Raw genomic sequence first — 12,836 nt, 5'->3', positions numbered from 1 at the left:
CGGCCTGGTCGACCCTCTCGGCGTGCCCCTCTCTGGGAGGCTGCAGACGCCCCGTTGGCATGGTAGTGCCCACCACCCCGCCGTTCATGGAAGTGGATCCCCCGTGTACTTGGATGTCGCATCAGCCGCCCCCTGGCACCCACGCGCCCTCGCCGCCCACGCCCAGGTGGCCGAGGCCCTGCCCGGCGACCCGACGCGCCTGCACTCGAACGGACGGGCGGCGAGCGACCTGCTCGAGCGTGCCCGCGGTGCGGTCGCCGAGGAGCTCGGCGGACGACCCGACGGGGTGGTGTTCACCGGGTCGGGCACCGAGGCGATCCACCTGGCCGTGCGGGGCACCGCCGCGGCCAACCGCACCCGTCCCCGTCGCATCGTCTCGACGGCCGTCGAGCACTCGGCGGTCCTCGCCGCCGCCGACGCCGCTGCGTCCCTCCACGACCACGAGCACGTCGTCGTCGGCGTCGACCTCGACGGCCGGGTCCACACCGACGAGCTGGCGTCGGTCCTGGCCGACGGCGGCGCGGCGCTCGTCAACGTGCAGCACGCCAACCACGAGGTCGGCACCATCCAGCCCCTCGACACCGTCGCCGAGCTGTGCCGCACCGCCGACGCGCTCCTCCACGTCGATGCCTGCCAGACCGCGGGGCGCCTCCCGGTGTCCCTCGCCGACCTCGGTGCGGACTACTTGACGACCAGCGCCGCGAAGTTCGGCGGCGGGCGGGGCGTCGGGGCGCTGCTCACCTCGCCCCGGGCCCGCTTCGCCGCCCAGCTGACCGGCGACGAGCGGGAGCGCCGCCGCCGCTCGGGACTGCAGGACCTGCCGGGGATCGCGGCGATGGCCGAGACGCTCGCGACCCTGCGGGCGCGCAGCGCGAACGGCGAGGCCGCCCAGCAGGCCGCAGCGACCGACGCGGTGCGCCGCCACCTCCGCCGCCGCCTCCCGGAGGCCGTCGCGGACCTGGCCGTGCACGGCCCGACCGAGGGCACCCTCCCCCACGTCCTGGCCGTCAGCGCCCTGTACGTCGAGGGGCAGGCGCTGGTGACCGCCCTCGACGCCGAGGGGTTCGAGGTGCACAGCGGGTCCTCGTGCGCGGCGACGAGCGGCGAGCCCTCCCACGTGCTGGTCGCGATGCGGGCGCTGACCCACGGCCACGTCCGGCTGAGCTTCGACGGGCGCGTCACCACCGCCGACGCGGACTCCTTCGTCGAGGTGCTCGCCCGTGTGGTGGAGGGGCTGCGGACGCGCGCCGGCATGTGACGCCCCTCCCCCGGGTCAGTCGCTGAGGTCGGCGACGACCCCGAAGTGGTCGCTCGGCCACGTCCCGTCGACCGGATCGTCCCCGAAGATCTCGACGGATTCGACCTGCCCCCTCCCGCCGTAGCTGATCGGGAAGCCGACCAGCACGTAGTCGATGCGACGGTCCGGCTCGAACGACGCGTGGGTCAACGGGTTGCGGGAGCTCCAGGTCGCCCCGTCACCGCGACCCCGGACCCGCCAGGCGTCGAGGAGGGCGAGGGGGACGCCGAGGTCGGCGTGGCCGGTCAGCATCCGCACCTCGTCGCTGATCGGCTCGGCGTTCAGGTCGCCGGTCAGGACCTGCGGGCGGACGAGGTCGTCCCGGCGCCACTCGTGCATCATCCGGGCGACGGCGCGGACCTGGGCCTGGCGGACGCCGGACTGGTGGCCGAGGAAGTTGAGGTGGGTCGTGAAGACCTGGACCGGCCCGTCGGGGTGGGCGATCTCGACCGCGAGGACGGTGCGGAACTCCTCGTAGTCGGGGTGCGGGGGCAGCGGCCGCGTCTCCTGGCGGGTGATCGGCCAGCGCGAGACGATCGCGTTGCCGAAGGTGAACCCCTCGCTGACCACCCGGTGGGCGTCGGCGTGGGCCTCGAGCCCGAGGTGCGCCGCCAGCTCCGCGGCCTGGGAGCGCTCGCCCTCCGGTTCGGTCCACACCTCCTGCAGGCACAGCACGTCGGCGTCGACCGGGGCCAGCGCCGTCGCGATGGCCTCGGACCGCACCTCGTAGTCGTCGCCGAAGCGGTGCCAGACGTTCCAGGTGGCGACCCTCACGACAGGGCCTCCGGGGTGGGCAGGGCGACGCGCTGCGGGGACGGTACCGGCTGCTCGCGCAGGGGGGGTGCCATGGGCCCGATCCTAGGTGTCGAGCCGGACCTCGCCGAGGTCGCCACGACCCCTTCCTCGGACGGGGTCCCGGCTACCCTGTCGCGCGTGGAGACCGAGACGGTGATCGACTCGCGCGGGCGACCCTGCCCGCTGCCCGTGATCGACCTCGCGAAGGCCGTCGAGCTGCTCGCGGTCGGCACCGAGGCGGTCCTGCTGGCCGACGACCCGGGTGCCGACACCGACGTGCCCGCCTGGTGTCGCATGCGCGGCCAGGAACTGGTCGAGGTCACCCGTGCGGACGGGCACACGCGCTACCGCGTGCGCCGGATCCGTTGACGGCGCACGCCGGTCGGGACGCGCCTAGTGGAAGGAGTCCCCGCAGGCGCAGGAGGACTGGGCGTTCGGGTTGTCGATGCTGAAGCCGGCGCCCTGGAGGCTGTCGACCCAGTCGATCGTCGTGCCGCGCAGGTACGGGCTGGACATCTTGTCGACGCGGACCGGAACGCCCTTGACGTCGGCGACGACGTCGTTGTCGAGCTGGCGGTCGTCGAAGTACAGCGCGTAGCGCATGCCCGCGCACCCGCCGGGCTGCACGGCGATCCGCAGGGAGATGGCGTCGGAGTCCTCCTCCCGAGACATCAGCTCGCGGACCTTGTCCGCGGCGGAGTCCGTGAGGGCGATGGGACCCTCGACGGTGGGGGCGTCGGTGGTCGGGGCTGCGGTGGTGTCGCTCATAGCACGTCGCAGTGTACCGACGGCACCACCCCCGGGCATCAGGCGGCGACGTCGGCGACGGTCGCCCCGGTGGCCCTGACCAGCTCGTCCGGGGTGAGCGGGAAGACGCTGTCGGGCGTGCCGGCGGCGGCCCACACCGTGTCGAACGCGAGCAGGTCGCGGTCGGCGAGGATGGTCAGCTCCGAGGGGTGGCCGAACGGCGCGGTGCCGCCGATCGCGTAGCCGGTCGCCGCGCGGACCTCGTCGGCGTCGGCGCGGCGCACCCCGCTCGCGCCGGCGGCGGCCGCCGCCTTGTCGTAGTCCACCCGGTTGACGCCGGAGGTGAGGACCAGCAGCGGTCCGTCGTCGCCCATCAGCACGATGCTCTTCGCGAGGGCCCCGACCTCGCAGCCGATGGCCGCGGCGGCGTCGGCGGCGGTCCGAGTCCCCTCGGGGAACCGGCTGATCGCGATGTCGAGGCCGCGCTCGGCGGCAGCCGCCACGACGCGGGCGGAGGCGGGCTTCAGGTCATCCATCGGCGCGGAGCATACGGGGCTCAGCCGGCGATCCTGCGGGCGGCCCGGCTGGCGGCGGCCACCGCGCTCTCGTACGGGCGGGTCAGCCCCTCGGGTCCGAGGTCCTCGACGACGTCGAAGCCCCGCCCCGCGTCGTCGGCGATGACCCCGGCGACGGCGACCGTGCGGGCACCGGCGACGGCTGCCCGCCGGCGGATCTCGTCGGGCCCCTTGCCGCCGAGGGTCTGGGCGTCGAGCTTCCCCTCCCCGGTGACGACCACGTCGGCGTGGGCGGGGTCGAGGCCGATCAGGTCGCCGATCACCGCCGCGCCGCTGCGCACCTCGGCGGACAGGAACGCCATGAGCGCGAACCCGAGCCCGCCGGCCGCACCGGCGCCCGGGCGGTCGCGCCACGGACCTCCCGGCAGCGTCCGCTCGACCACGTCAGCCCAGCCGGCCAGGGCCGCCTCCAGCTCGGCGACCGCATCGGCGTCGGCGCCCTTCTGCGGGCCGAAGACCGCGGCGGCGCCCGCGGGGCCGAGGAGCGGGTTGGTGACATCGCTCGCCACCACGACGGGCGGCGTGCCGTCCAGGTCGAGGGGGGCGACCCGCACGACCTCGGCCACCCATCGTCCCCCGACCTTGACCGCGTTGCCGTCCGCCCGTCGCAGGCCGTGGCCCCCGAGGGCCGCGACCATCCCCGCCCCGCCGTCGACGGTCGCCGACCCGCCCAACCCGACCACGACGCGGGAGGGGGCGGTGGCCAGCACCGCGGCGAGGAGCTGGCCCACGCCGTAGGTGGTCGTGCGCAGCGGATCCCGGTCCCCATCGTCCAGGACCGACAGCCCGCACGCCTGGGCGACCTCGATCACGGCCGTGCCGTCGGGCAGCGAGACCCACCGGGCGTCGGTCGCGATGCCGCGCGCGTCGGCCACCTCGACGGTCTGCACGGCCGCGTCGGGCCGGGCGTGGGCCAGGACGTCGGTCGTCCCCTCCCCCCCATCGGCGAGGGGGACCTGCACGATCTGGTCGGAAGGTCGGACGGCACGCCACCCCTCCGCGATCGCGGTCGCCGCCTCCACGGCCGTGAGGGTGCCGGCGAACTTGTCGGGGCAGATGAGGACGCGCACGCCCAGAGGCTACCGATGCCCCTGCTGCCGCCGCACCGCGCTGCGGGTATCCTTCCGGCCGTAGTAAGTGTCCGTTGAACACTAACCCCGGCGGACGTCGGGTGCCGGCCCCGCCGGCGAGGAGCCACCATGTCGAACTCGACGCTCGCCGAGGCCGCGGAGCGCACGCCGCTGCTGATCCTCGGCCGCGGAGCCGACCCCACCGCCGAGCGCGGGACCATCTGCCCCGGGGACGTCCCGCCGGCCTCCGACCCGACCCTCGTGGCCCGGGCCCGCGCGGCACGGGAGGCGCTTGGCGACTCCGCGTTCGTGCTCGGCCACCACTACCAGCGCGACGAGGTCATCCAGTTCGCCGACGCCCGCGGCGACAGCTTCAAGCTGGCCCAGGAGGCTGCCGCGAACGGCGCGCCGCACATCATCTTCTGCGGCGTGCACTTCATGGCCGAGACCGCCGACATCCTCACCGGCGACGAGGTGTCGGTGATCCTCCCCGACCTGGCCGCCGGCTGCTCGATGGCCGACATGGCCGAGATCGCCCAGGTCGAGGCCGCCTGGGAGGACCTGCGGGCGGCGGGCACCGGGCCGGGGACCACCGTCCCGATGACGTACATGAACTCGACGGCGGCGATCAAGAGCTTCACGGGGCAGCACGGCGGCGTGGTGTGCACCTCGTCGAACGCCGAGCGGGCCATGGAGTGGGCCTTCAGCCAGGGCGACCAGGTGCTCTTCCTCCCCGACGAGCACCTCGGGCGCAACACCGCGGTGCTGGACCTCGGGCTCGCCCTCGACGACTGCGTGGTCTACGACCCCCGCAAGCCCGGCGGCGGGCTGAGCGCCGACGAGCTGCGCCGCGCCAAGGTGGTCCTGTGGAAGGGGCACTGCAGCGTGCACGGCACGTTCACGCCCGCCCACGTCGCCCTCGCCCGCGCCAAGAACCCGGACGTCAAGCTGCTCGTGCACCCCGAGTGCCGGTACGAGGTCGTCACCCAGGCCGACGTGGTCGGCTCCACCAGCACGATCATCAAGGCGGTCCGGGAGGCGCCGCCTGGCACCGCGTGGGCAATCGGCACCGAGCTCAACCTCGTCGGCCGCCTGGCCCAGGAGCACCCCGAGCAGGACATCATGTTCCTGAACGACAACGTGTGCTTCTGCGCGACGATGAACCGCATCGACCTGCCGCACCTGGTGTGGGCGATGGAGGAGCTGGTGGAGGGGCGGGTCGTGAACCAGATCACGGTCGACCCCGAGACGCGCCACTGGGCTGCGGTCGCCCTAGATCGGATGCTCGCCCTCCCGGGCACGCCCGGCTGATCCGCGGTCGCCGTCGCACGGCCCCCGGACGTGGAACCGGCGGCGACGGTGTGGGCCGCGGGATCTTCAGAAGATCCGGATCTGCGTGCCGCACACCGTGCCGCCTGGCGTGCTCCTCCCTCGCTCCGGCACGAAACGTAGAGTTAACGGAACAGGCGGTCAAGGGGTTTCTTCCGGAGCCCGCCCGATGTGCTCGGCGAGGATCTGGCGCCTACCAGAAGGACTCGACGTCGACGTCCTCGTCGAAGCCCCCCTCGCCGCCGGGCACCGCGATGTGGACCACGGCGTCGCCGGGGTTGACGAGCGGGATGGTCGAGGCGCCGATCACCACGCCCTCGTACGGCGACTCCTTGGGGTTGCGGTCCCGGCCGAAGGGCGAGGAGACCGTCCACAGCGGCTGGCCCTCCGACACCCAGTCACCGAGGGAGACCTCGAGGGTGATGATCCCGCCGCGGTCGGCGCGGATCCAGTGGGTCTCGTCCGCCTCCATCGGCGTGAGGTCGGACTCGACATCGGGGTCGAGCAGCATGCCGAGGTGGCTCATCAGCCGCTTCACCCCGGCGACCCCGACGCCGATGGCGGTCTCCTCGAAGCGGAGCGCCTCCCCCGCCTCGTAGGTGAGCACCGGGATGCCCCGGCCGTGGCCGACGCTGCGGAGCGACCCGGACCGGTTCGGGGCGTCGATGAGGACCGGGGCGGCGAAGGCGCGGGCCAGGGCGAGGGTGCGCTCGTCGTCGAGCACCGCCCGGATCTGGGGCAGGTTCGCCCGTCCTGATGCGGCCGTGTGCAGGTCCACCCCGACGTCGCAGATGTCCAGCACCTCGGTGGTGATCGTGTGGGCCAGCCGGGCGGCCATCGATCCCTCCGTCGACCCGGGGAACGCGCGGTTCAGGTCGCGGCGGTCCGGCATGTAGCGGCTGTGGAGGGGCAGGCCGAGGACGTTGACGACCGGCACCAGGACGAGGGTCCCGGCGATCTCGTTCGGCTCGAGGGTGGCGAGCAGCTCCTTCACCACGCCGATGCCGTTCAGCTCGTCGCCGTGCACCGCCGCGGTCACGAACATCTTCGGGCCGGGCTCCTCGCCGTTGAGCACCGTCACCGGGATCGTCATGCGGTCCCCGATGTAGGACTCGCTGACGCTCAGGCGGAGGTCGACCCGGGCACCCGGCGGCACCTCCGCCCCGCCGATCCGCACGACGTGCGGTTCCGCTGCATCGAACTCGAGCGCCTCGGCCACGGCCAGCTCCCCGCCCTACCGGGTCCGGTTCTCGACGAACGGGGGGCGGACGACCTCGGCGTCGACCGGTCGTCCGCGGACGTCCACGGACACCGCCGTGCCGAGCTCGACGCCGTCCGCGACGTAGGCGAGGCCGATCCCGACCTCGTTCACGGGGCTGAAGCTGCCCGACGTCATCGTCCCGACCTCCTCGCCGTCCAAGAGGACCGCGTCGCCCGCTCGCGGTGGCCGCCGTCCCTCCGCCCGGATGCCGCGCAGCCGACGGGACGGTCCGGCCTCCTTCGCCGCGACGTACGCCTCCTCCCCCACGAAGCCGGTGCCCGGCTTGACCGCCCAGCCGAGCAGCGCCTCGACGGGCGTCGTCTCCACCGAGATGTCGTTGCCGTGCAGCGGGTAGCCCATCTCGAGGCGGAGGGTGTCGCGGCTGCCGAGCCCCGCCGGGGTCACGCCGGCGTCGGCGAGGGCGTCCCACAGCCGGCCGGCGTCGTCGGCGTCGACGAACACCTCGAAGCCGACCTCGCCGGTGTAGCCGGACCGGCTCAGCACGCCACCGCCCTCGAGGTCGACGCAGTCGAGGTAGGACAGGGACGTCGGCGTGCCGTCGAGGCCGGCACCGGCCAGGCCGGCGCTCAGCTCGCCGATGGACTCCGGACCCTGGACCGCGATGCAGCAGAGGTCGGCGACCTCGACGTCGCACTCCCCCCGCTCGCGGGCGAGGTCGAGGAGGCGGCCGGCGACCGCCGCGGTGTTGGCGGCGTTCGGGACGACGAGGATCCGGTCGGCGAGGCGGTAGACCAGCAGGTCGTCGATGAGCCCCGCCTCGACGTCGAGGCACAGGGAGTACTGCGAGCGCCCGTCCGCCAGGGCGGTCACGTCGTTGGTGAACGCGCGCTGGACGACGTCGTCCGCACCGTCGCCGCGCACCCAGATCGTGCCCAGGTGGGTCAGGTCGAACATGCCGGCGTGCTCGCGGACGGCGCTGTGCTCGGCGACGACGCTCCCGTAGTCGATGGGCATCTCCCAGCCCGCGAAGGCCGCGAGCCGCGCACCCGCCGCGACGTGGCGGTCGTGGAGGGGGGACCGGCGGAGGGACGTGGGCGCGGGATCGGAGGTGGTGCTCATCGCACGTCGCAGCGTATCCGCCGGGCCCGGCCGGCCCCGGTGGGACATGCAGCCGCCGCTAGGATCCGGGGTATCACGACCGTGTGTCCCACGACCGCCCGCTCGACCCAAGAGAGTTGTTGCACCCATGGCTGATTCCTTCGACGTCGTCGTCCTCGGCGGGGGTACCGGTGGGTACTCCTGCGCCCTGCGAGCCGCCTCGCTCGGGCTGAAGGTCGGGCTGGTCGAGAAGGCCAAGGTCGGTGGCACGTGCCTGCACTGGGGCTGCATCCCGACCAAGGCGTTCCTCCACGCGGCCGAGGTGGCCGAGTCGGCGAAGCACGGCCCGGACATCGGGCTCGACACGTCCTTCGGCGGCGTCGACATGCCGAAGGTCCTCGACTACAAGAACGGCATCGTCGAGGCGAACTGGAAGGGCCTGCAGGCGACGATGAAGGCCCGCGGCATCGAGACGATCAACGGCCGGGGGACCCTGACCGGGCCGAACACCCTGACCGTCGAGACCGAGGACGGCCAGCGCGACGTCGAGGCCACCAAGGCGATGGTGCTCGCCACCGGATCCACCCCGAAGGTGCTGCCGATCACCGAGGTCGACGGCGAGCTGATCATCACCTCCGACGAGGCGATGTACCTGGAGCAGGTCCCGAAGCGGGTCATCGTGCTGGGCGCGTCGGCGGTCGGGGTCGAGTTCGCGACCGTCTACCACGGCTACGGCGCGGAGGAGGTCACGATCATCGAGGCCCTCGACGCGGTCGTCCCCCGCGAGGACGTCGACACCCAGAAGGTCCTGGCCCGCGAGCTGAAGAAGCGCGGCATCAAGGCCATCACGGGTGAGAAGGTGGAGGACGTCAAGAAGGGGGACGGCGTCGTCACGGTCACGACCGACAAGGGCACGACCGTCGAGGCGGACCTGCTGATGGTCGCGATCGGCCGTGGGCCGGTCACCGCCGACATGGGGATGGAGACGACCGGCGTCACCCTCGATCGCGACTTCATCACCGTCGACGAGTACTGCCGCACCGGCGTCACGTTCGGGGACGGCGGCGTGGTCTACGCGATCGGTGACGTGATCCCGACCCTCGGCCTGGCGCACGCCTCGTTCATGGAGGGGATGCTCGTCGCCGAGCAGATCGCCGGTGAGCCGGTCACCCCCATCGACTACCGCGGCGTGCCGAAGGTCTACTACTGCCAGCCCGAGATCGGCGCGGTCGGCTACACCGAGCAGGAGCTGAAGGAGGAGGGGATCGAGTACGAGGTCGCGAAGTTCCCCTTCAGCCACAACGCCCGCGCCATGATGCAGGGCGGCGCCGGCCACGTGAAGGTGCTGGCGGCGAAGGGCGGCGGCAAGGTGCTCGGCGTCCACATCGTCGGCCTCCACGCGACCGACCTCATCGCCGAGGGCCAGATGATCTACAACTGGGAGGCGCTGCCGATGGACGTCGCGCAGTTCATCCACGCCCACCCGACGCTGTCCGAGGCCGTCGGCGAGGCGCACATGGCGCTCGCCGGCAAGGCGCTGCACGGCTAGTCGCACCCCGGCCGCGTACGTCGCGGCCCGACCGGCTATAACCCCGACCACGACGTCACACCCAGAGCGTTCAGAGAGGGCACTTGAGATGGCCACCGATGTCGAGCTCCCCCAGCTCGGAGAGTCCGTAACCGAAGGCACGATCACCGAGTGGCTCGTGGAGGTCGGTGACACCGTCGAGGCCGACCAGCCGCTCTTCGAGCTGTCGAGCGACAAGATCGACACCGAGGTCCCCGCGCCCGCGTCCGGCACGCTGATCGAGATCCTCGTGCAGGTCGACGAGACCGTCGAGGTCGGCACCGTCGTGGCCCGCATCGGCGAGCCGGACGAGGCCGATGGCGACGGCGGCGGGGGCTCGGACGACGGTGCGGACGAGGACGCCGAGCAGTCCGACGGGTCCGACGACGAGTCCGGCGACGAGGACGCGCAGCTCGACGAGGGCGTCGAGGCTGCGGAGTCCGAGGGCGCCCCCGCCGACATGACCAGCGACGAGGGTGACGAGGACGAGGACGCCGACGACGACGGCCAGGATGCCGGCGGCCAGGCCCAGGACGGCGGTGGCGACGGCGGCGGCGAGACCGTGGACGTCACCCTCCCCGAGCTCGGTGAGTCGGTGACCGAGGGCACGGTCACCGAGTGGCTCGTCGAGGTCGGCGACACCGTCGAGGCCGACCAGCCCCTCTTCGAGCTGTCGAGCGACAAGATCGACACCGAGGTCCCCTCCCCCGCGGCCGGCACGATCACCGAGATCCTGGTCGACGTCGACGAGACCGTCGAGGTCGGCACCGTGGTGGCCCGGATCGGCAGCGGCGCCGCCGGCGGTGGCGGCGGGGGCGGCGACGAGAGGTCCAGCCGCGAGGAGTCCGCCGACGAGCCGTCCTCGGGTGGGGACGAGCGCCCGTCCGACAGCCGGTCGGCCCAGACCGGCGAGGCGCCGGCCACCGCGCAGGGCTCCGACGCGCTCGCGTCGCCGCTCGTCCGCAAGCTGGCGAACGACAACGGCATCGACCTCGACAGCCTGGAGGGGTCCGGCCAGGGCGGCCGGATCACCCGCGAGGACGTCGAGGCCGCCATCGACGGGGGCGGCCAGCAGGCCGCCGAGCCCGAGAAGGCGCCGCAGAAGAGCTCGGCGTCCAAGCCGGGCGGGAAGCCGTCGAAGGGCTCCGACGAGCCCCGCGAACCGGCCCGCGCCCCCGGCGATCGCGAGCGGGTCGAGGACCTGTCCCGCATCCGCCAGCGGATCGCCGAGCGGATGCTCGAGTCCCAGAGCCAGACCGCTTCGCTGACCACGGTCCAGGAGGCCGACGTCACGGCGTTGATGGCCGCTCGCGCGCGCCACAAGGAGACCTTCGCCTCGCGCGAGGGCGTCTCCCTCTCGCCGTTCGCGATCGTGGCCCGCGCCGCGCTCATGGCCGTCCGCAACCACCCGATGGTCAACGCCTACGCCGACTGGGACAACGGCAAGCTGTACCTCCGGGACTACGTGAACCTCGGCATCGCCGTCGACACGCCGAAGGGGCTCCTCGTCCCGAACATCAAGGGCGCGGACGGCCTGACGGTCGGCGGGCTCGCCCGCGGCATCGTCGAGGCGGCCCAGAAGGCCCGCGGCGAGAACGGGCGGAAGCTCGACTTCGCCGACATCGAGGGCGGCACGTTCACGCTCACCAACACCGGCAGCCGAGGGGTCCTGATCGACACCCCGATCCTGAACTACCCCGAGGTGGCGATCCTCGGCATCGGCGCGATCAAGAAGCGCCCGGCCGTGGTGGAGGGGCCCGACGGCGGCGAGGCCATCGCGGTCCGCCAGCTGATGTACCTGTCGCTGACCTACGACCACCGGCTGCTCGACGGCGCGGACGCCGCGCGGTTCGTGACCGACGTCAAGGAGGTCCTCGAGACGACCGACTGGGACCAGGAGATCGGCTGAGCCCAGCAGCCCTGGTAGACACCACCCACACGTGCCCCACCGAGCCCTCGACGCAGTCCGGGCAGCGATCGATGCGGTCGATGACCTGACCGCACGCGACCTCGCGCCCGTCCTGACCGCGCTCGTGGACGGTGCGGGCGCGGTGGGCGCGGCCGTGGCGGACGTGGCCGACGGCCGTCTGGAGCCCCTGGCGCTCGCCGGGGAGGTGCCCCGCCAGCTCGAGCCGGCGATCACTCGCGCGCTCAGCGTCGGCACCGCGGCGCGGGAGGGGTCGCTGCTGGCCGTGCCCCTCCCCTGCCCGCAGGCGACCAACCTGGTGCTGGTGGCCGAGATGGGCGCCGACCGCGACCTCGAGGTCCTGGTCCGCGCCACCGGGCACCAGCTGACCCTCCGCCTCGAGCTGGTCGACGCCCGGCGACGCCTGGACGCCGCGGAGGCGCGGACCGAGACCCTCGCGCTCGCCACCCAGGCGCTGGGCCGCACCCTCGAGCTGCAGGAGGTCTTCACCGCGATCCTGAGCCAGCTCCGGCTGGTCGTGCCGTACTCGAGCGCGTCCGTCCAGCGCCTGGAGGGACGGCGGTTGCAGATCATCGGCGGGCACGGCTTCGACAACCTGGACGAGATCCTCACCCTCAGCTTCGACCTGCGCGCCGACGACAACCCCAACCGGCTGGTGATCGAGTCGCGCCAGCCGGTGATCCTCGCCGAAGCGCCCGAGGAGTACCCGGCGTTCCGTGAGAACCCGCACATGCCGGCGGGGATCCGCTCGTGGCTGGGGGTGCCCCTCGAGTTCGGCGACCGGATCCTCGGCATGCTGTCCATCGACTCGCGGGAGGGCGACTTCTACGACGACGGCCACGCCCGCATCGCCCAGGCCTTCGCCGCCCAGGCCGCCATCGCCATCGAGAACGCCCGCCTGTTCGGTGAGATGCGGCGGATGGCCACGCACGACTCGATGACGGGGCTGCCGAACCGCCGCCACCTCGACGACGTGGGCGCCCAGGCCGTCGAGCGCGCCCGTCGTGAGGGTCGGGCCGTGTCGCTGCTGCTGTTCGACCTCGACCGGTTCAAGGTCGTGAACGACAGCCACGGCCACGCGGTCGGCGACGAGGTGCTCTGCGAGATCGCCCGCCGCGCCCGCGCGCTCGTCCGCCCCCAGGACGTCCTCGCGCGCTTCGGGGGCGAGGAGTTCGTCGTCCTGCTGCCCGACACGGACGAGCCGACGGC

12 protein-coding genes are annotated in these 12,836 nt (G+C 73.2%); 6 read left to right on the top strand and 6 right to left on the bottom strand.

Going from position 1 to position 12,836, the window contains the following annotated elements:
* Positions 1–103 precede the first annotated feature (103 nt).
* Entirely contained in the window at positions 104–1,258 is a 1,155-nt protein-coding gene (locus ACEQ2X_RS03630; protein ID WP_370324412.1) for a cysteine desulfurase family protein, read from the top strand.
* A 15-nt stretch (positions 1,259–1,273) separates the two neighbouring features.
* On the opposite strand, the gene ACEQ2X_RS03625 is transcribed toward ACEQ2X_RS03630, so the two are convergent.
* Complete coding sequence (locus ACEQ2X_RS03625) at positions 1,274–2,071, bottom strand: endonuclease/exonuclease/phosphatase family protein (RefSeq protein WP_370324411.1); 798 nt, start codon at positions 2,069–2,071, stop codon at positions 1,274–1,276.
* Between the two features lie 159 nt (positions 2,072–2,230).
* Between ACEQ2X_RS03625 and ACEQ2X_RS03620 the strand changes: the two genes are divergently transcribed.
* Positions 2,231–2,461, top strand: coding sequence for a sulfurtransferase TusA family protein (locus ACEQ2X_RS03620; protein WP_370324410.1), 231 nt, complete (start codon positions 2,231–2,233; stop codon positions 2,459–2,461).
* Positions 2,462–2,485: 24 nt separating this feature from the next.
* On the opposite strand, the gene ACEQ2X_RS03615 is transcribed toward ACEQ2X_RS03620, so the two are convergent.
* The 3 genes from ACEQ2X_RS03615 to ACEQ2X_RS03605 are packed head-to-tail and all read right to left on the bottom strand — an operon-like array spanning position 2,486 to position 4,484.
* Entirely contained in the window at positions 2,486–2,860 is a 375-nt protein-coding gene (locus ACEQ2X_RS03615; RefSeq protein WP_370324409.1) for a HesB/IscA family protein, read from the bottom strand.
* A 38-nt stretch (positions 2,861–2,898) separates the two neighbouring features.
* Positions 2,899–3,375 (bottom strand): YbaK/EbsC family protein, encoded by a 477-nt coding sequence (locus ACEQ2X_RS03610; RefSeq protein ID WP_370324408.1) that lies wholly within the window; start codon positions 3,373–3,375, stop codon positions 2,899–2,901.
* Between the two features lie 20 nt (positions 3,376–3,395).
* A complete protein-coding gene (locus tag ACEQ2X_RS03605) occupies positions 3,396–4,484 on the bottom strand; it encodes a glycerate kinase (protein WP_370324407.1) in 1,089 nt (362 codons plus the stop codon).
* 129 nt (positions 4,485–4,613) lie between these two features.
* Here ACEQ2X_RS03605 and nadA point away from each other — a divergent pair, with 129 nt between their 5' ends.
* A complete protein-coding gene (gene nadA / locus ACEQ2X_RS03600) occupies positions 4,614–5,795 on the top strand; it encodes a quinolinate synthase NadA (protein ID WP_370324406.1) in 1,182 nt (393 codons plus the stop codon).
* A 211-nt stretch (positions 5,796–6,006) separates the two neighbouring features.
* On the opposite strand, the gene ACEQ2X_RS03595 is transcribed toward nadA, so the two are convergent.
* Together ACEQ2X_RS03595 and gcvT are read right to left on the bottom strand one after the other, a co-directional pair.
* Positions 6,007–7,032 carry a succinylglutamate desuccinylase/aspartoacylase family protein gene (locus ACEQ2X_RS03595; RefSeq protein ID WP_370324405.1) on the bottom strand — a complete coding sequence of 342 codons (1,026 nt, stop codon included), beginning with the start codon at positions 7,030–7,032 and terminating at the stop codon, positions 6,007–6,009.
* A 15-nt stretch (positions 7,033–7,047) separates the two neighbouring features.
* Complete coding sequence (gene gcvT, locus ACEQ2X_RS03590) at positions 7,048–8,154, bottom strand: glycine cleavage system aminomethyltransferase GcvT (protein WP_370324404.1); 1,107 nt, start codon at positions 8,152–8,154, stop codon at positions 7,048–7,050.
* A 127-nt stretch (positions 8,155–8,281) separates the two neighbouring features.
* On the opposite strand from gcvT, the gene lpdA reads away from it, so the two are divergent.
* The 3 genes from lpdA to ACEQ2X_RS03575 all read left to right on the top strand — a co-directional run.
* Complete coding sequence (gene lpdA / locus ACEQ2X_RS03585) at positions 8,282–9,682, top strand: dihydrolipoyl dehydrogenase (RefSeq protein ID WP_370324403.1); 1,401 nt, start codon at positions 8,282–8,284, stop codon at positions 9,680–9,682.
* An 88-nt stretch (positions 9,683–9,770) separates the two neighbouring features.
* Positions 9,771–11,609: a 2-oxoglutarate dehydrogenase, E2 component, dihydrolipoamide succinyltransferase gene (sucB, locus tag ACEQ2X_RS03580; protein WP_370324402.1), complete on the top strand. Its 1,839-nt coding sequence runs from the start codon at positions 9,771–9,773 to the stop codon at positions 11,607–11,609.
* A gap of 31 nt (positions 11,610–11,640) precedes the next feature.
* On the top strand, positions 11,641–12,836 hold a 1,196-nt coding region (locus ACEQ2X_RS03575), incomplete at its 3' end, for a diguanylate cyclase (protein WP_370324401.1).

Origin of the sequence: Euzebya sp. (genome assembly GCF_964222135.1) — a bacterium.
Taxonomy (GTDB): Bacteria; Actinomycetota; Nitriliruptoria; order Euzebyales; family Euzebyaceae; genus Euzebya.
Note: the sequence above shows the minus strand (reverse complement) of the source record. Positions and strands in the feature narration are given on the sequence as shown.